Origin of the sequence: Acididesulfobacillus acetoxydans, assembly GCF_902729405.1 — a bacterium.
Taxonomy (GTDB): Bacteria; Bacillota; Desulfitobacteriia; order Desulfitobacteriales; family Desulfitobacteriaceae; genus Acididesulfobacillus; species Acididesulfobacillus acetoxydans.
This window is the reverse complement of the sequence record NZ_LR746496.1, coordinates 4,169,112-4,188,948: the sequence shown is the minus strand read 5'-3', so window position 1 is coordinate 4,188,948 and position 19,837 is coordinate 4,169,112. Positions and strand designations below refer to the sequence as shown.

At 54.8% G+C, this 19,837-nt stretch carries 20 protein-coding genes; all 20 read left to right on the top strand.

What is annotated here, in order from left to right:
* Positions 1 to 169 precede the first annotated feature (169 nt).
* Positions 170 to 1,039, top strand: a complete 870-nt coding sequence (locus tag MNU25_RS18560; protein WP_240986429.1) for an acylneuraminate cytidylyltransferase family protein — start codon at positions 170 to 172, stop codon at positions 1,037 to 1,039.
* Positions 1,040 to 1,319: 280 nt separating this feature from the next.
* The gene (locus MNU25_RS18555) at positions 1,320 to 2,027 is read left to right on the top strand and encodes a YveK family protein (RefSeq protein ID WP_240986428.1); all 708 of its coding nucleotides are present in this window, start codon (positions 1,320 to 1,322) and stop codon (positions 2,025 to 2,027) included.
* 119 nt (positions 2,028 to 2,146) lie between these two features.
* Positions 2,147 to 2,884: a CpsD/CapB family tyrosine-protein kinase gene (locus tag MNU25_RS18550; protein ID WP_240986427.1), complete on the top strand. Its 738-nt coding sequence runs from the start codon at positions 2,147 to 2,149 to the stop codon at positions 2,882 to 2,884.
* 125 nt (positions 2,885 to 3,009) lie between these two features.
* Positions 3,010 to 5,706 carry a cell wall-binding repeat-containing protein gene (locus tag MNU25_RS18545; RefSeq protein ID WP_240986426.1) on the top strand — a complete coding sequence of 899 codons (2,697 nt, stop codon included), beginning with the start codon at positions 3,010 to 3,012 and terminating at the stop codon, positions 5,704 to 5,706.
* A gap of 295 nt (positions 5,707 to 6,001) precedes the next feature.
* The gene (locus MNU25_RS18540) at positions 6,002 to 6,889 is read left to right on the top strand and encodes an Rpn family recombination-promoting nuclease/putative transposase (protein WP_240986425.1); all 888 of its coding nucleotides are present in this window, start codon (positions 6,002 to 6,004) and stop codon (positions 6,887 to 6,889) included.
* Positions 6,890 to 6,915: 26 nt separating this feature from the next.
* Entirely contained in the window at positions 6,916 to 7,722 is an 807-nt protein-coding gene (locus tag MNU25_RS18535) for a tyrosine-protein phosphatase (RefSeq protein WP_240986424.1), read from the top strand.
* Between the two features lie 135 nt (positions 7,723 to 7,857).
* A complete protein-coding gene (locus MNU25_RS18530; RefSeq protein WP_240986423.1) occupies positions 7,858 to 8,082 on the top strand; it encodes a DUF1659 domain-containing protein in 225 nt (74 codons plus the stop codon).
* 52 nt (positions 8,083 to 8,134) lie between these two features.
* Positions 8,135 to 8,374 carry a DUF2922 domain-containing protein gene (locus MNU25_RS18525; protein ID WP_240986422.1) on the top strand — a complete coding sequence of 80 codons (240 nt, stop codon included), beginning with the start codon at positions 8,135 to 8,137 and terminating at the stop codon, positions 8,372 to 8,374.
* Between the two features lie 216 nt (positions 8,375 to 8,590).
* A complete protein-coding gene (locus MNU25_RS18520) occupies positions 8,591 to 8,755 on the top strand; it encodes a YvrJ family protein (protein WP_084719429.1) in 165 nt (54 codons plus the stop codon).
* Between the two features lie 96 nt (positions 8,756 to 8,851).
* Positions 8,852 to 9,307, top strand: coding sequence for a peptidoglycan recognition protein family protein (locus tag MNU25_RS18515; protein WP_240986421.1), 456 nt, complete (start codon positions 8,852 to 8,854; stop codon positions 9,305 to 9,307).
* 551 nt (positions 9,308 to 9,858) lie between these two features.
* On the top strand, positions 9,859 to 10,179 hold the full coding sequence (locus tag MNU25_RS18510; protein WP_240986420.1) for a hypothetical protein: 321 nt from the start codon (positions 9,859 to 9,861) through the stop codon (positions 10,177 to 10,179).
* A 102-nt stretch (positions 10,180 to 10,281) separates the two neighbouring features.
* Positions 10,282 to 11,241 (top strand): NAD-dependent epimerase/dehydratase family protein, encoded by a 960-nt coding sequence (locus MNU25_RS18505; protein ID WP_240986419.1) that lies wholly within the window; start codon positions 10,282 to 10,284, stop codon positions 11,239 to 11,241.
* On the top strand, positions 11,238 to 11,930 hold the full coding sequence (locus MNU25_RS18500) for a hypothetical protein (RefSeq protein ID WP_240986418.1): 693 nt from the start codon (positions 11,238 to 11,240) through the stop codon (positions 11,928 to 11,930). The genes MNU25_RS18505 and MNU25_RS18500 overlap by 4 nt, the downstream gene beginning before the upstream one ends.
* Entirely contained in the window at positions 11,908 to 13,065 is a 1,158-nt protein-coding gene (locus MNU25_RS18495) for a DegT/DnrJ/EryC1/StrS family aminotransferase (RefSeq protein WP_240986417.1), read from the top strand. The genes MNU25_RS18500 and MNU25_RS18495 overlap by 23 nt, the downstream gene beginning before the upstream one ends.
* A 36-nt stretch (positions 13,066 to 13,101) precedes the next feature.
* The gene (locus tag MNU25_RS18490; RefSeq protein WP_240986416.1) at positions 13,102 to 14,958 is read left to right on the top strand and encodes a polysaccharide biosynthesis protein; all 1,857 of its coding nucleotides are present in this window, start codon (positions 13,102 to 13,104) and stop codon (positions 14,956 to 14,958) included.
* Positions 14,959 to 15,029: 71 nt separating this feature from the next.
* A complete protein-coding gene (locus MNU25_RS18485) occupies positions 15,030 to 15,656 on the top strand; it encodes a sugar transferase (RefSeq protein WP_240986415.1) in 627 nt (208 codons plus the stop codon).
* A gap of 52 nt (positions 15,657 to 15,708) precedes the next feature.
* Positions 15,709 to 16,392, top strand: a complete 684-nt coding sequence (locus MNU25_RS18480; RefSeq protein WP_240986414.1) for an acetyltransferase — start codon at positions 15,709 to 15,711, stop codon at positions 16,390 to 16,392.
* Between the two features lie 63 nt (positions 16,393 to 16,455).
* On the top strand, positions 16,456 to 17,688 hold the full coding sequence (locus MNU25_RS18475) for a glycosyltransferase family 4 protein (protein ID WP_240986413.1): 1,233 nt from the start codon (positions 16,456 to 16,458) through the stop codon (positions 17,686 to 17,688).
* A complete protein-coding gene (locus MNU25_RS18470; RefSeq protein ID WP_240986412.1) occupies positions 17,675 to 18,688 on the top strand; it encodes a polysaccharide biosynthesis protein in 1,014 nt (337 codons plus the stop codon). Before MNU25_RS18475 ends, MNU25_RS18470 begins: the two co-directional genes overlap by 14 nt.
* A 7-nt stretch (positions 18,689 to 18,695) precedes the next feature.
* Positions 18,696 to 19,832: a polysaccharide biosynthesis C-terminal domain-containing protein gene (locus MNU25_RS18465; protein ID WP_240986411.1), complete on the top strand. Its 1,137-nt coding sequence runs from the start codon at positions 18,696 to 18,698 to the stop codon at positions 19,830 to 19,832.
* The last annotated feature ends 5 nt before the right edge of the window (positions 19,833 to 19,837 follow it).

Sequence of the window (19,837 nt, the reverse complement as noted above, 5' to 3'; positions counted from 1 at the left end):
ATACCATATAGACTTACGGGCCGTACTCGGCCGAACCGGCTGAAGACGCAGAATTTGTGGCGGTTGCCCCTTGAGCAGATGGCACTCAGAGAACGGCGTGCGCGGATGGGGTCGCTGCCATGTTGTGCAGCGGCAGTCGCGGTTATTCTCAGTGAACGGAGGGAAGTTCATGGCTCAAACGCGCATCTTGGGCATCATCCCTGCCCGCGGCGGCTCCAAGGGTATTCCGCGCAAAAACATCCGGCTTCTCGGCGGGAAGCCGCTCCTAGCCTGGACCATCGAGGCGGCTCTGGAAGCGGGATGTCTCGACAGGCTCATCCTCACGACCGAGGACGAAGAGATAGCCGCCGTCGGGCGAAAATACGGCTGCGAGGTACCTTTTTTGCGGCCGGCGGAACTGGCCCAGGACAGCACACCCGGGATCGAGCCGGTGCTGCATGCCCTCCGGTGGCTGGCGGAGCGCGAGGGTTACCGCCCGGATTATGTCCTCTTGCTGCAGCCCACTTCACCTTTGCGCAGGGCGGAGCAGATCCGGGAGTGTGCGGCCAGGATGCTGGCCAAGCAGTTCGGGTCTTCGGAGCCCGGATTTTCCGAGTCGGTAACCGCGAAGTCCGTATCCGCGGAGCTCGCAGCCGTGAAGTCCGTATCCGCGGACACCGTATCCGCGAAGTCCGGGCCTTTGATTCCGCCCCGGCCCCCGGTCCCGCCTTGCGACGCTTTGGTCAGTGTCACGGAGCCCGACCAGCCGCCGGAGTGGATGTTCCGGCCCGGTGAGGACGGTTTCCTGCGCCCGCTTCTGCCGGCGGAGGGGGCGGCCCGGCGCCAGGAGCTGCCGGCGACTTGGGTTCTGAACGGCGCCCTTTACCTGGTCCGGACCGAAGTCCTGCTGCGCGAGCGCACGTTTATGCCGGCAAGGGTCGAGGGCTTTGCCATGGACCGGATGAGTTCTCTCGACCTGGACAGCCCCTGGGATTGGCAAATGGCCGAGTGCTGTCTGGCGCGGAAGATTTCCCCAGAAACTTTGCCAAGAATAAGGTAAATTCTCGATCCGTGTAGAAGGGTTTCGGGCGAAGGCGTAGAATAGTACTTTTATGGGAACGAGGTCCTAGGACGATAGCTGTGAAAATATTCATGGGACCGGGACATTTCGCCCGCCCTGCGTGGGGATAATCGCACTGAATTTAATTACGGTTTAGCTGCATTGTACACAATGCGTGATAGGCGATACGTTATGCTTTGGATTAAGGAAGATAACCCGATTAAAACAGGGTAGATACCCTGCTTAAAAATACGCTGTAAAGCGCCGTAAAGGAGGATCCATGCAAGAAGAGGAACTCGACCTGCGCCAGTACTGGGAGGTACTGCGCAAACACTGGCTGATTGTCGTCGCGATACCCCTCATCGCAGCTTTGACGAGCGGGATCGTTAGTTTTTTTGTCCTCAAGCCGGTCTATGAATCGGTCACCACGCTCATCGTGGGTCAGAAAGCTACGGCGGCGGATTCAGTGGATCAGGCCGGCAAACTTCTGGACTACAATGCTCTGCTCGCCGATCAGCAATTGGCCAAAACCTATGCGACCATCGCCAAGAGTCGTACGGTGGAAGAGAACGTGATTAAGACGCTCGGCCTGTCCCAGACGTTCGACACCTTAAACAAGAGCATTACCGTAGACTCCGTGCCCAATACCGAAGTCCTGGAGATTAAAGTGGATAACACGAGCCCTGCTCTGGCTGCACAGATCGCCAATGCCACAGCGAAGGAATTTTCCGGCGCGGTGATTAAGATTAAGAAAGTGGACAGCGTCAGTGTGGTGGACAAAGCGGTGGCTCCGCATCACCCCATCAAGCCTAAAAAGAGTCTCAACGTCATGATCGCCTTCGTGGTCGGGCTGATGGTGGCAGTCGGTATCGCCTTTCTGATTGAATATCTCGACAATACGATTAAGACTTCCGACGATGTCGGCAAAATTCTGGGCTTGCCTGTTCTGGGCGTGATTCCGGACTTTAAGCTGGAAGAACGGGAATAGGCGGGAGGCGCCGGAAACGCAGAGCCGCCGGCCCGTAGGTGCAAGTGCTCAGGGCATCGGAGGAGAGCAGGGGACAGAGAGGGTGGGAAAAAACCGCCTGACGGGAAAGGGAGATGGGATTGTCCAGTTTAATTACCGCAAGAAAGCCGAAATCGCCGATCTCAGAGGCCTACCGCACCTTGAGAACGAACGTGCAGTTTACGGCCGTGGACGGCGAAGTTAAGAAGATTCTGGTGACCAGCGCCGGGCCGGGGGAAGGGAAATCCGCCACGGCAGCCAATTTGGCGGTCAGCATGGCCGAAGCCGGACAACGCGTGCTCATTATTGACGGAGACCTGCGCAATCCGACGCAGCACAAGCTGTTTGGTCTGAGCAACCTGGAAGGGCTGTCCACGGCCCTAGTTCAGGAGAAGGCAATCCGAGAACTGATCCGCGAAACGAAGTTTACCGGCTTGACTGTGCTCTCTTCGGGCCCGATCCCGCCCAATCCGGCGGAACTGCTGAACTCGAAGCGCATGAAGCGGTTCCTGGAAGAGGCGGCTGAGGAATTCGATACGATTCTCATTGATACGCCGCCTGTCATTGCCGTGGCGGACGCTTCGATCCTGGCCCAAAGTGTCGACGGGGTCATCCTCGTCCTGGCCTCCGGGGAGGTGAACCGCGAGTATGCCCTGAGAGCCAAAGAACAGCTGGAAAAGGTGGGGGCCAAACTGCTGGGCGCGGTTTTGAATAAAGTCGAGATGAAGACGCGCGAACATTATTACTACTATTACTACGGGCATGAGCACAAAAAGCGGAGAGATCACGCAGAGGGCCGCCTGCCGGGCACAGTTGACAAATCCGGCCTCGGATTTTGAGGCGGGTCTGTAAAAAAAGAAGGGAGAAAGGGAGGGAGGAGAAACAAAGAACGGGATTGGATTCATCAAGGGTAGCTCTTGAGGAGGATGAAAGCGAGAATAAGCAAAGTAGGAGGATCTGTTTTATGAAAAAGGGAAAATCCTTAACCCGGCTCTTAACGTTCACGCTGGCGTGTTCGTTGACAGTCCTGCAGCCTTTGACCGCCCTGGCGGATACGGCGAGCGTCTCGGCGCCGACTACTCCGGTGGCAGCGGTGACTTCTCCTGCCACGACCTTGCGTTTGGCCGGTCAGGACCGCTATGAAACTGCGGCCAAGATCGCCGAAGCCGGGTGGAAAACGACGTCACAATATGCCATTGTGGCGGCGGGGATGGATCAAAACCTGGTCGACGCGCTTACGGCGGCCCCCTTGGCCAAAGCTCTCAACGCCCCGATCCTGCTCACGCAGGGGGACAGCCTCAATCCTTACACCCAGGCTGAGCTCAAACGCCTGCAAGTGAAGACAGTCTATGTCACCAGCGGCTCCGGGGTCATCGAAAAGGCGGTGACGGATGAGATTGCCGCGCTGGGCATCGCGGTAAAATCGTTGGGCGGAAGCGACCGCTTCGCCACAGCCGTCAACATTGCCCAAACGCTCGGATCCTTGGAGAAGGTCAGCCGGGCGGTGATCGCCACGGCCTACAGCAACGCCGACGCCCTCTCGGTCGCCCCGATCGCGGCGGCGCAGGGGATGCCGATCCTGCTCACGGACGTCAACAGCCTGCCGGCTGCCACGGCTTCTTATCTCGATAGTCTGAAGCCCAGCCTGAAAAGCACTTATGTCATCGGCGGAACCGGGGTTGTAAGTTCCGCGGTCAAAGCCTTGCTGCCCGGTGCCGCGCGGCTAGGAGGGGTGGATCGCTTTGACACTAACCGCCTGGTCATCAAAGCTTTCGCTCCGGAACTCAATTACGGCACAGTTTATGTGGCCAACGGGGAAGACGCTCACTTGGTCGACGCGCTTACGGCCGCGCCCATGGCGGCCCTGACGGGATCGCCCGTCATCCTGAGCGATACCCAACTCCCGGCCGAAAGTCTCGCTTTTGCCAAAGCCTCGCTTCTCCCCCGCAGCGTAATCGCCCTGGGCGGGGACAGCGTCATTGCGGACTCCGCGCTCAGCGCCCTGACCTCGGCCACAGCGTACACGACCGCGGGAGCCACGGAGGGTTCGAGCGACCCGGCCAACAAAAGTACCCTGACCGATCGCGTGCTCATCACTGCCGACAGTGTCACTCTGCAGAACGTCGTCGCGCCTTACGCTATTTATGTGTCCGGCAATAACTCCACCCTGACCAATGTTCAGGTCACAGGCACGGTCTTCCTTGATCCCGGGGCCGACGGTGCCGCCACACTCAATAACGTCAAGGCTGCCGGAATCGTGGTCCTCTCCGGGGGCTCGAACAGCATCCACCTGAACGGCGTCACGGCTGACAGCTTGACGCTGGACAGTTCGAGCGACGTGCACATCCTGACCTCGGGCAACACGTCCCTAACCACCACTTATGTGTCCGCCCCCGGTATCCTGGATGCCTCTTCCGCCGGCAGTTTCGGTTCCGTGATTGTGATTCGGCCCCTGACGCCCGGCGGCACGGTGGTATTTCACGGTACCTTTACTCAACCGGTGATCGTGGAAGGAGCGGCCAACATCGTGGCGGCGCCGGGTGCGAGCATTGCCCAGCTCAATATCGCGCCGCTCACGCCCGGAACTCAGGTAGGCTTGTCCGGAAACTTTACGGCAGTCAATGTGACAGCCCAGGCCAACGTGAACTTGGGGGCCGGCTCAGTCGTGAGCACCATGACCACCACAGCCCAGGCCAATATCGTGATTCCGCCCACAGCCGGCATCGCCAGCCTGGTTGATCAGGGCAGCACCGGCACTCTGGTCAGCGGCGGCGGGACCGTCAACGGACAGGCTACCTCGACGACCCCGAGCGCTCCGCCCGCGGGTGGAACCACTCCACCTGTCGTACCTCCGGCAGGCGGTGGCGGAGGATTCAGCGGAGGCGGCGGAGGGGGAGTCCCTGTAACTCCGACTCTGGGTGTAAGCTCCGTTACGGCACAGATGAGTACCCCCTCGGACAATGTAACGTCTTCCGGAACTTCGTCCGTCAGCTTGGATCTGAGTAAGGTTCCAGACAGCGTGCGCTTGACCGGGCTGCAAATTGCGAGCAACGGTACGAATCCATCCCTGACCGTGACATCGCTGAAGTCCCGGGGTGTGTCCTGGCTGGCCAATCCGGTCGTTGCGGCACTGAGCAGCGGCTCCCTATCCACATCCACTCTTCTGGGGGCCCTGGATACGAATCACAATGGAGTCTCGCTTGGCGGTCTGAGAATGGTGTTCGGCAGCGGACCCGTGACCTTGACGGGCTATCTGACAGAGAGCGGCTATAATAACAGTTCAGTGGAAACGGTGACCATCAACTTGGGTACGCCAACAACAACCCCGCTGACGACGCTTTCCAATCAATGGATGACCATCACCAAGACCGCGCCATACACGGTCCAGGTAGCCATAAAATCGGGCCAAGGGAGTCAGACCTTGGGCGATCTGACCAGCGGCAGTTCCTTCAACTTTGTCAACGTCGTTTCCGCCATGCTCCTCGGGAGCGTAAACTATACTTCAACCGGCTTAACGGCAGAGCAACTCCAGGCTGCCATTGCGAGCGGAGAAGCGGGCTATGTCTTCGACCAGATCCCACTGTCCAAACTGATGGGAAAATCCATTAGCTTCGGCACGTCACCAACCTATACGGTGACATTCCTCAGCACCTACGAGTAAGATCGCCGGGCCGATCGACGGGGGATCCCGGCTCGGTGTATGCCCGGACGCCCGCCCGGCGGCAACACTCAATTTGCGATTTGTTCCAAACCAGAACTGACTCTCTCGCCGTGTTTTGCGGCGAGAGAGTTTTTTGAGATCGGCGAGAGCAGCGGAAGAAGGTGACGCGGTTCCCGCGAAATGGTACAATAAGGATAGAAAAAAGGATAGCAAAGACAGGTGGAGAAGCAAAACTGTCCGCGGGTCCGATGTTGTAATTTCGCAGCTTCCTAGTATTTGAAAGGAGTAAAAAAGGATGGCTGTAAAAAAGCTGGTGCGCTTCGACTGGGCTATGAAATATATACTGCGGAATAAGGCCAATTTTGACGTACTGGAAGCCTTTATTTCCAACTTGCTAAAGGAAACGATCGTTATCGATAGTATTTTAGAAAGCGAAAGCAACAGGGAAGCTGAAAATCGCAAATTTAACCGGGTTGACTTGAAGTGCCGAGACTCCCAAGGAAGACAAATCATCATCGAAATACAGAATCAACGGGAGGCGGATTACCTGCAACGTCTGCTTTGGGGTACGTCGAGAGCCGTTGTGGAAGGTCTGGAGCTAGGGAAGAGCTACAGCGAAGTTGTGAAGGTGATCTCCATCAGTATCCTGTATCATACGCTGCGAGTGGATGAAAAAGAAAATACAGACTTCATCTATTATGGCACAACAGAGCTGATTGGACTGCACACCAAGAAACCGCTTATTCTTCACGAATCCACAGCCAAACGCGAGAGATCCACGGTGGTTACCAGCAAAAATGTCTTTCCCGAATACTACATGATCTATGTGGAAAAGTTTGAAGACATGGTCCGGGAGGATCTTGACGAATGGGTGTATTTCTTTAAGCATGGCGCCATCCGTGAGGACTTTAAGTCGCCGGGCATCCTCCTGGCGGCCAAGAAGCTGGATTATCTCATGATGAGCGAGGAAGAACGGCGGGGATATGACGATTATCTGGCCTACCTAGGGCAGGAATTAGGAATCCTAGATACTGCAAGAGAAGAAGGAAGAGAAGAAGGTGAACTAAAAGGAAAGCTGGAAACGGCCAGAAATGCCCTGAAGAGGGGATTTTCATTAGAAGACATTGCTGAGATTACAGGCCTGTCTCGGGAAACGGTGCGGAAACTCCAAGCAGAACGGTGAAGCTGAAGGTTAAGGGGAGCATTCTCATGATTGATTTTCATTGTCATCTCCTGCCCGGTCTCGACGACGGGGCGGAGAGCCTGGAAGAAGGTTTGGGCATCGCGCGGCAGCTCCGGGAGGCGGGTTTCACGACGGTGGTGGCCACCCCGCACGTCATGGAGGGACGGGTCATGCTGACTCCGGGGGAGATCGAAGAGAGAGTGGGAGACTTGAACCAAGCCTTGCGCCATGAAGGGATCGATCTCAATGTCCTCCCGGGAGCGGAAAACCACATCTTTCCCGCTATGGCCGGCTACCTGCAAGAGGGCTCGCTCCTCAGCGTCGGCGGGAAAGGCAAGCACCTCCTTCTGGAACTCCCGGCCTGGGAGATACCGCCCTATACGGAGCAAGTGTTCTTCGAATTGAAAGTGGCAGGAGTCACCCCGGTCCTGGCCCACCCGGAACGCTATCCCGCACTGGGGGAGGCCCCGGGGCGGCTACGGCAATGGTTAAAGCTTGGCGTCCTTCTGCAAATCGATCTGCGCAGCCTCAGCGGCCACTACGGGCGCCAGGCCAAAGACTGGGCGAAGGAACTCGCGGGCAGCGGGTTGGTGCATCTCCTCGGCAGCGATGCCCACAGTCCCTCACAGCGGCAGCATCCGTACCGGGATGAATTGGACAAGCTGCAAAGCCTGGTGGGGGAAGCGCGTTTCCAGGCGGTCACGAAAGATTATCCCCGCCGAATCCTGCTGGGGCAGGACCTGCCTTCCCTGACGGAGGACATCCTCAGGGGCGACTCCTCCGAGAACCGGAGAAAATCTTGGTTCCGGTGGTTTGGCAAAAACGCCCGTTAAGGCCATGGTCTAGGAACACAACTTGGACGAATGAGTATACTATGATCAGAACGGGAGTTCCCGACGAACAAGCCCAGAGGCCGGCCGCGAATTCCTGTTTAACGACTCGGGGAGGATGGAAAGGAGGTTCCCAGCATGCCAGTGACAGCCAATGCCCAGGGATCGGTTGTGGTGGTCACCTATCAGATCGGGGTCAACAGCAGCGGCGGCCCGATCCTGCGCCAGCGGAGCATTCCCAATGTCAAAACCGCGGCCACGGATCAAGATGTCTACGACGTGATCCAGGCCCTCTACGGTCTGCAGCAGCACACTGTCATCAGTGTCCGGCGCGACAACCGGGTTGAATTGTCCCAAGCCTAAGCGGGGCCGGGAAAGCCCGGCCGGCTCAGCGGCGAATGAGGAGGAATGAGTGATGCCTGTCACCACACGCAAAGTTCTGCGCATGACCTTTAACACCGCGACGGGAAAGACCGTGACCTTGACCCTCCCCGATCCGAAAGCGGACCTGACCGCCGCTCAGATCGAGACGGTCATGGACCAGATCATCGCGAAGAACCTGTTTACCGGCCAGGGAGGGGACTATCTCTCTAAGCAGGATATAAAAATCGTCGACACTTCGACCAACGACCTTTTTGATCCTCCGGCGGCCTAGTCGGGGCCGGCCAAAGGACGCAGCCGGCGGTCAAGCGCCGGCCGGACGGGGGATAAGGGTATAAGATCCGGGCGGCGGCCGGGAGCGGAAAGCTCAGGGCCGCCGCCTCGCTGTTCCGGCCTACTGCCAATTCTGGGACAACGAGCATAGAATATCCGGGAGGGGCTTGCCCCCAATGCTTACCAACCTTCAGGCGCAAGACGGGAGGAAAAAGCCATGGTGGATCTGCTGAACCTAGTCGGCAATTTCGGTTTTCCCATTGCGCTCAGCGCCTACCTTCTGGTGCGTATCGAACGCAGGCTGACCGAGCTTTCCACAAGTATCACCGAACTGGCCAAAGCGATTGCCGTCCTGGAAGTGAGGGGCAGGGAGAAGGTCTGAGCCCAACCCCGGTAAACCCACTCTGGGCCGAACGTGAGAACATCGTTCGGTCTCCTCTGTTATCCCGATAAACTATGAGATAAGGGGGAGAAGCACATGGATTGGCAAAAAATCGTCATTCATCATTCCGCCAGCCCGACCGTACTGCGGCGCAGCGGCCGCGCCGTTCCTGTCAACGCCGCCGTCATCCGCGAGTGGCATCTGACGAAAGGCTGGAGTGATATCGGTTACCACTTTGTCATCCTGCCTGACGGAACCTGTGAGAAAGGGAGGCCCCTTAACCGGCCCGGCGCCCACTGCCGTGCCTCTCAGCGCAATCTGCTCGGCCTAGGGATCTGCCTGGTGGGGGATTTCAGCAAGGAGGAAGTGCCGGATGCCCAGTTGCGGGGCCTCCTGGAGAAAGTCGAAGCCCTGCTGCGGGCCTACCATTTGACGCTCGAGGCCGTGGAACTGCACAGGGAGGTACCGGGCGCAGTTACAGAATGTCCGGGACGCTATTTTCCCGCCGATCTGCTCTTAGAGGGACTGCGGGAGAGGCTGGCAGAGGATTGAGAAACGTAAGGGCAAGCCACTCTGTGAACTCCCCCGGGTGGGTACCCGGGGGAGGGTTTTTAGCTGCAGTTTTTGGCTGCAAATGAGGATCAAACGCGAAGCCAAGCGAAAAGTAAAATCTTCCAAAAAAATAGGTAAATTTTATGATTCGGAGGAAGGATTTTCCCTTGAGGTGGCGAATAGTCTTATCAGTAGGAACAAAGTCCCAATGAGAGCTCTATAAAGTCCCAGGGACTGGCGCGGTGCAAAATTCTCGGCAGAACGGTGGGGCAAATATCGAAAGATGCCGAAATTGAAGTAGATGTAGATAAAGCAGGACAGTAGTGGATAAGTTTCGAAAGGGCGTTGCCTGGCAGCGGTCCGAGAAGGGGCGTAACTCAGAGAAAGCGGTGTCTGCGGCCAAGGAGGCTGCTTTTTTCCTGCCCGGAGGCGAGTATCCCGATGGATCATCGCTCCATAACAAACTTATACCACTACTACATACTTACGCAGGGATCCACCAGGAAATAGGGGCCGGAACGGAATAATGGCAGAAAACGGGGGGATAAAAATTGGCGAATATTTGGTCTTCCCGCAAGAGGGATCATTTCAAACGGAAAGCGCTTGTCGTCGGTCAGGACCCGGAGGAGTCCATAACCGTGGCGAAAAGGTTGCTGAGCCGCGCCGGCGACCGCGTTTCCCTGGTGGGATTGGTTTACGGCATCAAGCTCAAAGGGATCGAGGAGATCGACGCCGAGATCGAGCAACTGGGCGTGACGGTGGATATCATCGTTGTCAGTGCGCGGGTTGCCGCTCTGGGTAAGCTCACCGAGTATTGTATTCAGAGACACATGGAGATGGTAATTTTCGACGCGTCGTTTGTTCTGCCCTAGAGGTCGGAGATCCAGTTTTATGTCTTAACTCCCTGTTAAGATAAAGAAAGAACGAGGGACGCGACCAGGGGTAATGCCAAAGCGTTGGGGGTGGGGCAAAGAGTGAAAGTCCTGGTAACCGGAGGAGCGGGGTTTATCGGCTCCCATGTTGTGGACAGGCTGGTGGCTGAAGACTGCCACGTGGCGATTGTTGACAATCTTTCGACCGGGCTGATGGAACATGTCAATGGCAAAGCGGTTTTTTACCGCTGTGACATCGGCGACGGCGAGCGTCTGGAGAGAATCTTCGCTTCCGAGCGGCCAGACTACCTCATTCATCACGCGGCTCAAATCAGCGTCCAAAATTCGTTGAGTGACCCCTTGAAAGACGCGCGGGTCAATATCATGGGCACTTTGAACCTCTTAAACTGCTGTCGGGACTTTGGCGTCAAGAAAATGATCTACGCGTCCTCAGCCGCGGTCTACGGCAATCCCGAATATTTACCTGTCGACGAGAACCACAGCCTGAACCCGCTCTCCCCCTATGGTATCTCCAAGCACACCCCTGAGCACTACATCAAGATGTATGCCGACTCCTACGGGCTTAACTACACGGTCTTGAGGTACGCCAACGCTTACGGTCCCCGCCAGGACGCGCAGGGGGAAGGCGGGGTAGTCTCTGTCTTTATCGACCACCTGCTTCGGGATGACCCCATCGTCATCTACGGTGACGGAGAACAGACCCGGGACTTCGTCTACGCGGAAGACTTGGCCGAGGCCAATCTGGCGGCCCTGGGGGCAGGGGACTACGGTATTTTTAATATCAGCACGTCTGTGCCAACCTCGGTCAAGGGCTTACTGGAGGCCATCAATGAAGTCGGCGGATCGTATGCCAGGCCGTTGTACGGGCCGGCGCGGCCGGGGGACATCAGGGACAGCTACCTGAGCAATCAAAAAGCCCGCCTCGAGCTGGGATGGCAGCCTAAGTTCAGTCTCTATCAGGGCTTGGAGTTGACCCTAAAGTATTATATGAGGATGTGCATGGAGAAAGAAATGGAGGGGGCTGAGTCAGAGGTGTTTTGAGCAGAAAGCAAAAAGGCGTTTTGGGGGCAAGGGCCTTTTTTCAAATCGTTTACTCAATCTTGTTCTCCGTTGTTTTTTTAAATCTCTTGGCTATGGGTCTTATTTATCTTACGCAGAGCTTTGCCGTTTCCCTGTCGGTGTCGCTGCTGACACCGCTTGTGGAGATGACAGCCCTCATTCTTACCGGGTCGGGCATTTGGCCTCTGTACCGAAAACATGAGTTTACCCGGAGCGTCTTGGTCGTGGGCGAAGACGCGGAGGAGTCCAAGGAAGTTGCAAAAAGGTTTTTGAGCTATGCAAACGGTCGTTTTTCCCTGGTTGGCCTGGTTCACGGTTTGGGGGAAAAGGAGATCGGGGAAATCGAAACCGAGATTGAACAACTGGGCGGGAAGGTAGACATCGTGGCTGTCAGCTTAAGTGTGGCGGCGCAGGGCAGGCTGGTAGACTACCGTATCCGGGAACACAAAGAGATGTTGATTGTCCCGGACGTGTTGGCAGTTTTGCTGCAGAGTTCGGACACCCGGTTTGTGGACGACAAGCGGGTGGCGGAGAGCGCAAATGATAGGCCATTCCATCAGGGCTCTATCGGAGTTATTCCAAATGACAGAGTGGTGGCTAGCGTTAATCCTTGGAAAATAGCAACGATTCGGGGAAAGGGGTTTTGGTATGATTCCGTTAGCAAGGCCTGATATAACGGACAGGGAAAAACGAGCTGTTTCGGAGGTCTTGGATTCCGGTCTCCTGGCGCTGGGACCGAAACTGAAAGCGTTCGAACAGAACATCGCGACTTATGTGGGAACGAAGTATGCCGTAGCCTGCAACAGCGGAACCAGCGCATTGCACATGCTGATCCGGGCCTTGGACATTAAGGACGGCGATGAAGTCATTACCACGCCTTTTAGTTTTGTGGCATCGAGCAACTGCATGCTCTATGAAGGTGCCAAGCCTGTCTTTGTCGATATTGATGAGAAGACTTATAACATGGATATCTCGCAGATTGAAGCGAAAATCACAGACCGGACGAAAGCCATCCTCCCCGTTCATGTCTTCGGCCAACCGGTGAACATGGACGAAGTGAGACGAATCGCTCTTAAGCACGGCTTGGCCGTCATTGAAGACTCTTGTGAAGCCATCGGCTCAGAGTGGAAGGGCAGAAAGGCTGGTTCCATGTCGGACGCGGGGGTTCTAGCTTTTTATCCCAACAAACAAATAACGACCGGTGAGGGTGGAGTCGTCGTTACGAACAGCGAAGACATTGCCAAACTGTGTTACAGCCTTCGCAATCAAGGACGCGGAATAGATACCCAGTGGCTTCATCATATTCGCTTAGGTTACAACTACCGAATGAGTGACATCAGTGCTGCCTTGGGAATAGCTCAGCTGGAGCGTATTGAAGAGATCATTGCCCGACGGCAGCAAGTTGCGGATCTGTATATCGACAAGCTGAAGGATGTGGAAGGAATTGTTCTTCCTACCCTCGACGAAAACGTGAGAATGAGCTGGTTCGTATTCGTGATTCGTTTTGAGTCTTGGGTTGACAGAGGTCTTGTTCTCGAAATGCTTTTGGATAGAGGCGTTGCCTGCCGGCCCTATTTCACAGCCATTCATTTGCAACCCTTATATACGGACATGTTCGGTTACAAGGAAGGAGATTTTCCGGTGACCGAACGCGTCGCCGGCGGCACCTTGGCGATCCCTTTCTTCAATAAGATCACCGAGGAGCAGATCGATACGGTGGTGACCGAGATTAAACGGGCTGCCCGATATGCCGCAATTGCCGATCCCGAGGCCCGTTTTAAGAAGTTGTGGGAAGATGTGGGTTAGTCGCGTCGCAAACACTTAATAAGGGAGCCTTGCCACATGAGAATTACGGGTAGAACGGTTATGATGCTCCTCGTGGATGCTTTGCTCATTAACCTCGCGCATTTCGCCAGTTATTTCCTGCGCTTTGAGGGAGCAATTCCGCCCGAGTACAGAACCACCTATCTCATTACGACCTTCGTCAGTACCCTCATTTATCTCATCTCCTTTGCGGTTTTTGGTCTTTATAATAGGCTTTGGAAATATGCCAGTACCGGAGAACTTCTATCCGTGGTTTTTGCGGTTACGGTCGGCACAGCCGGTACCGTAGCGGTTATTTACTTTACGGCACCCATGCGCTTTGCCAACACAGTTGCCGCCCTGCTCTGGTTTACGGTCTTGTTCTTAGTCGGCGGTTCCCGCATGCTGGGACGGGTCGTACGGGAGGCGGGTCTGCTGGCGGAGACACCGGAAAGTCAAAAAAGAATACTGATAGTCGGTGCGGGGGACGCGGGGGTGACGATCATACGGGAGCTCAAGAACAGAAATTACAGAGAAGGCCGCCCCGTGGGCTTCGTGGATGACGCTCCGCAGAAACAGCGGATGCACATTATTGGGGTGAAGGTGCTGGGGACTCTCAGCGACATTCCCCGGTTGGTCAAACATCACAGCGTTGATGAGATCATCATCGCCATGCCTTCGGCTTCGAGCGGTGTCATCCGCGGAGTCATCGAGCACTGCAGAGATGTCTCGGCGGAAGTTAAGATTCTTCCCGGAGTGTATGATATTTTGAACGGTCCTGCCGACATCCGAGCGATAAGGCCGGTTCAGGTGGAGGATTTGCTCGGCAGGGCACCGGTCAAGCTCGATATTGAGAAGTTGGCCGATTATTTGGCCGGAGAATGCGTAATGGTTACCGGTGGCGGGGGTTCAATCGGTTCTGAGATCTGCCGCCAGGTAGCCGGGCTGAACCCTGAAAGCTTGATCATCGTGGGACGCGGTGAAAACAGTGTGTTCGAGATAGAACAGCAGCTCAAGGGGGATTTTCCCGGGCTCCATGTTTTCACTGAAATCTTGGACATCAAAGATGCCGACAAAGTGAGGCTGGTTTTTCAACGTTATAAGCCAGGGGTGGTATTCCACGCGGCAGCCCACAAGCATGTGCCTCTGATGGAGCACAATCCGGAAGAAGCGCTGAAGAACAATGTCCTGGGCACCAGCATTTTGGCCGAAGCCGCTGATGTGGTAGGGGTTAAGACGTTCGTTCTCATTTCGACGGACAAGGCTGTGAACCCCACGAGTATCATGGGGGCCTCCAAACGGGTGGCCGAGATGATCATCCAGGACATGGACAAGATCTCCTCAACCCGGTTTGTGGCCGTTCGTTTCGGGAATGTTCTCGGCAGCCGTGGGAGTGTCATTCCCACCTTCAAGAGACAGATTGAGAAGGGGGGGCCTGTGACCATTACTCATCCGGACATGACCCGGTATTTTATGACGATACCGGAGGCATCGCAGCTCGTTCTTCAAGCCGGTGCCATGGCCGAGGGCGGGGAGATTTTCATCCTGGATATGGGGAGCCCTGTGAAAATCCTGGACTTGGCGAAGGAACTGATTCGCTTGTCGGGGTTTGAGCCTGAAGTGGACATTCCAATTGTCGTTACGGGAGTCCGACCGGGAGAGAAACTGGTGGAGGAGCTTCTGACACAAGCGGAAGGCACGCGATCCACTGCGCACGAGCGCATATTTGTGGCAAAGCCTGTCGCCATTGACAGCCGGCAGCTTAAGAAACTGCTGACGACGATCGAGGCCAGAGGAAGTTATCTGAAGCGCAGTGAGGTGACAACCCTCTTAGGGACGGTCATACCGTCAATGTCAGAGCGGCAGGCAGAGGTGGTCAATCTGCTGACGGGTTGAGGAGAGGATGAAAGCTCACAATTTCCAGCCGGTCAGGGGAGCCTTAGAAGTTTTAAGGGTGGGAATAGAGTATGGTATCGTATCTTTGGATTAAGCGGGTTTTGGATGTAATTTTCGCGTTTGTCCTCTTGATCGTGACATCTCTCATCATGCTGGGTGCCGCCATCGTCATCAAGCTAGAGTCTAAAGGACCCGTGCTCTTTAAACAGGAGCGGCCCGGTCGAATGGGAGTCATCTTCACGATTTGTAAGTTTCGGACGATGCGGGTTGAGACAGAGAAAGACGGAGAGCCCCTTTCGGACATGGAGCGGATGACCCGTATCGGCAAGATTTTACGGAAGCTCAGCGTGGATGAGCTGCCACAGCTTTTCAACATCCTCAAGGGGGAGATGAGCTTCATCGGGCCGCGCCCTCTGCTCGTACAGTACCTGCCGCTTTACACACCGGAGCAGATGCGGCGGCACGAGGTGACCCCGGGGATATCGGGATGGGCACAGGTGAACGGGCGCAATGGGGTGGATTGGGAGACGCGATTCGAGTATGACCTTTGGTACGTGGAGCATGTTTCGCTTAGGGTGGATTTAATGATTTTCTTGAGGACTCTGGCGATTGTGGTTATGCGGCGGGGGGTCAATCAGGCTGAGGGTGTGACGATGGAAGAGTTCACAGTAGCCGAGGAAAGGACATTTAGGGTTTAAGATGTGAAAGAACCGTGGTAAGGAGCTAGCTTAACGGCTAGAGGTGGCTTTGATGAACACAAGGAAAATAACGATTGTTGGGGCCGGTGGTTTTGGCAAAGAGGTTCTTTGGCTAATTAGGGAATGCAATGAGTACGCTACTGAGAAAACTGGCCAACCGTTGTATACGATAGCTGGATTTGTAACAAACGAGGCTGCAGAGAAGGATGGTCGGCTCTGTGGTGAATCTATCCTTGGCTCTTATAATTGGTTTCTAGCCAATAGAGACGCTTATGCAGTATGTGCCATCGGAAATCCCAGAACAAGGTATTTCGTAGTGCGAGAGTTAATGGGCATAGGTGTAAAATTCGCGACTGTAATACACCCTTCTGTAAAAATGTCCAAATACGTGGAGATCGGTGAGGGGTCAATAGTATGCGCAGGGTCCATCCTTACCACTCAAGTTAAAGTGGGAAATCACGTTCACATCAATCTGAACAGCACAATCGGGCACGACGTGGTCATTGGGGATTACTCGACCATTGCCCCAGGGGTAAATGTCAGCGGTAATGTGCGTGTAGGACCTGGATGTGATCTTGGGACCAACAGCTCAGTTATCCAAGGGCTAAGAATTGGCAGCGGAGCTACCGTTGGGGCTGGGGCGGTGGTAAATAGGGATGTTGAAGCCAATACCGTTGCCGTGGGGATTCCTGCCAAGGTAATCAAGACCTCTGTTAAATTCGAAATGGTAGACTAAGTTCCGTGCTCAAAGACCTCGTCATAGTGCGTCGTACGGAACAAAAAGTTGCAGGTGAGCTAAATGAACATTCTCTTTCTGACCATCGCGTTCCCGGAAACAATTGCAGATAGGAATCTATACACAGACATGGTCCAGGAATTAAAGGACAGGGGCAATGAGGTATATGTGGTTACCGCGAGGGAAAGAAGGCAGGGTAAACGAACGGAACTACGGATGGAGGGTGGCCTTCATGTCTTGAGGGTCAGAACGTGGAATCTGCAAAAGACCCACCTGATTGAAAAGGGGATGGCTACGCTTCTCATCGAGCGTCAGTTCATGGCGGCGATTCGTGGGTATTTTAGAAACGTTCGTTTCGATCTGGTACTCTACTCCACTCCCCCTGTGACTTTTGAGGAGGTCATACGCTATGTTAAGAAACGCGATCAAGCCCTTTCCTATCTCATGCTCAAGGATATCTTTCCTCAGAACGCTGTGGATATTGGTTTGATGAAAGACGGTGGAGTGGTCCATAGGTACTTTCGAGCCAAGGAAAAGAGGCTGTACCATGTGTCAGATCGCATAGGATGTATGTCCGGGGCCAACGTAAAGTATGTCGTGACCCATAATAGATTTGAGAAGCCCAAGGTTGTGGAACTCTGTCCGAATAGCATTAGACCGGCGGCTGCGGAGAAATCAGGGTCCGGAAAGAAACTCACCAGGGAACTTTACGGGATACCTCAGGACGCTGTCGTTTTTGTCTATGGTGGAAACTTTGGCAAGCCGCAGGGGATCGACTTTCTTATGCAGGTGCTTGAGTCCCATAAAGACCGGGAGGGGCTATACTTCTTATTAGTTGGTTCAGGTACGGAGTACGGCTCGTTGAAGAACCATATTGATAAGACCGGTTATCGGAATGTGTCTTTACGGCCTTTTGTGCCCAGGGATGATTACAATGCGCTGTTAAGTGCTTGTGATGTAGGCATGATCTTCTTAGACAGGAGATTTACCGTACCGAATTTTCCTTCGCGTCTGCTTAACTACATGGAGCTCTCCCTGCCTATCATCGCAGCGACCGATACCTCTTCAGATCTTGGAGAAGTCATGGCGAAAGGAAAGTTCGGCCTGTGGAGCAAGAGCGGTGATCTGATCGCGTTCAACAAAAATCTCGATCTATTTTCCAGCGATGGTCAACTGAGAGAGTGCATGGGAAAGAAGGCGAGAGAGTACTTGGAGCAAAACTATCACGTCTCAAAGTGCTGCGACATCATCGTCAACCACATCGGGGAGGTGGCCAAAACAAATGTTCAAGGATAAAACGCTGTTGATCACAGGAGGCACCGGATCCTTTGGCTGTGCAGTACTGAGTCGATTTCTGGAAACTGACATCCGCGAGATACGGATTTTTTCCCGGGACGAAAAGAAACAGGATGACCTGCGCAAGAAGTTCGCAAGCGGTAAGATCAGCTGGCATATCGGCGATGTCCGCGATTACCAAAGTGTGTCGACCGCCATGATTGGGGCGGACTACGTATTCCATGCCGCGGCTCTGAAACAGGTTCCCTCTTGTGAGTTTTTTCCGTTGGAAGCGGTGAAGACCAACATCCTGGGGACAGAGAACGTACTGAGTGCGGCTGTCCACAATCGGGTCAAGAAAGTGATCTGTCTCTCTACGGATAAGGCCGTGTACCCCATCAACGCCATGGGGATCTCGAAGGCCATGATGGAAAAGGTCACGGTGGCCAAGTCCCGCACGATTGACCCGGCCGTGACCACGATTTGCGCGACGCGCTATGGCAACGTCATGGCTTCTCGGGGCTCGGTTATTCCGCTCTTTGTCCAGCAGATCAAGAGTGGACAGCCTCTTGGCGTGACGGATCCTAGGATGACGAGGTATCTCATGTCCTTGGATGAAGCTGTGGAATTGGTACTCTTTGCCTTCACAAACGCCAGACAAGGGGACTTGTTTGTTCAGAAAGCACCCGCTTCAACGATTGGGGACCTGGCCGAAGCATTGAAGCAAGTCTTTCATGCGGAGAATGAGATAAAGATCATTGGCACCCGCCATGGCGAAAAACTCTATGAGACCTTGCTGACCCGTGAGGAAGCGGTCCATGCTGAAGACTTGGGTCAATACTACCGTGTTCCAGCGGATACTAGGGATCTCAACTATGACAAATATTTTCTTGACGGGAGTGAAAACGTCAGTCACAGTGAGGAATACAACTCTCACAACACCTGGCGTCTCGGCGTCCCTGACATTAAGGAGCTACTTTTATCGCTTGATTATATTCAGGAAGAACTGAGAGGTTGGTGAATCGTACGTGAAAAACGTACTTGTAACGGGTGCTGATGGTTTCATTGGCCGTAACCTGATAGCCTCTCTGCGGATCCTCGGCGACCTGGAAATTCTCAGGTTTGAGGCGCAGAATACGAGCGAGGAACTGCAGGCCATGGTGAACGCCGCCGATTTCGTCTTTCATTTAGCGGGAGTCAACCGTCCCCAAGAGCTTGATGAATTTGATCGGGGAAACCGGGGATTGACGGAACAACTCGTGGACTGCCTGCGCGCGTCAGACCGGAAGACGCCAGTGCTCCTTTCATCCTCTATACAGGCGGATCTGGACAATCCTTATGGGAGGAGTAAAAGAAGTGCGGAGGAGGCGGTATTAAGATACAATGAGGATACCGGGGCAGAGGTCTTCATCTACCGCTTGACGAACGTGTTTGGCAAATGGTGCCGGCCGAACTACAATAGTGTCGTGGCGACATTCTGCCACAACATTGCCAACGGTTTGCCTATCACGATCAGCGATCCGGACGCTACCATAAATCTGGTTTACATCGATGACGTCGTCAGCGAGTTTGTTCGTCAAATGAGAGGAGGGTTTGAGCCTGCGCTCCCCAGCCCAAGGTCGTCGGTCCCGGAACATTGGGTTGTCCGGCCCGGCTACCCCGTGAAGCTGGGAATTATTGCCTCTCTCCTCTATTCCTTCCAAGCGGGCCGCGAAAGTCTCAGTGTTCCCGACCTGGCGGACGAGTTTGCCAAGAAGCTGTACAGCACTTACTTGAGCTACCTGCCGGAAGACGGATTCAGTTATCCTTTGAAAATGAACACGGATGCGCGTGGATCCTTCACCGAGTTTATCAAAACTCCGGACAGGGGGCAGGTGTCTGTCAACATTGCCAAGGCGGGCATCACCAAAGGCAACCACTGGCATCACACTAAAAGCGAAAAGTTTTTGGTCGTCAGCGGCAAGGGAGTGATCCGCTTCCGCCGGATAGACAGTCCAAAGGTATTGGAGTACTTCGTCAGCGGGAATAAACTGGAAGTTGTGGACATTCCCCCGGGCTATACTCACAACATTGAAAACCTTGGTGACACGGATATGGTAACGATCATGTGGGCCAACGAACCTTTTGATCCGGACAAGCCGGATACGATGTTTGCGGGGGTCTGAGCACA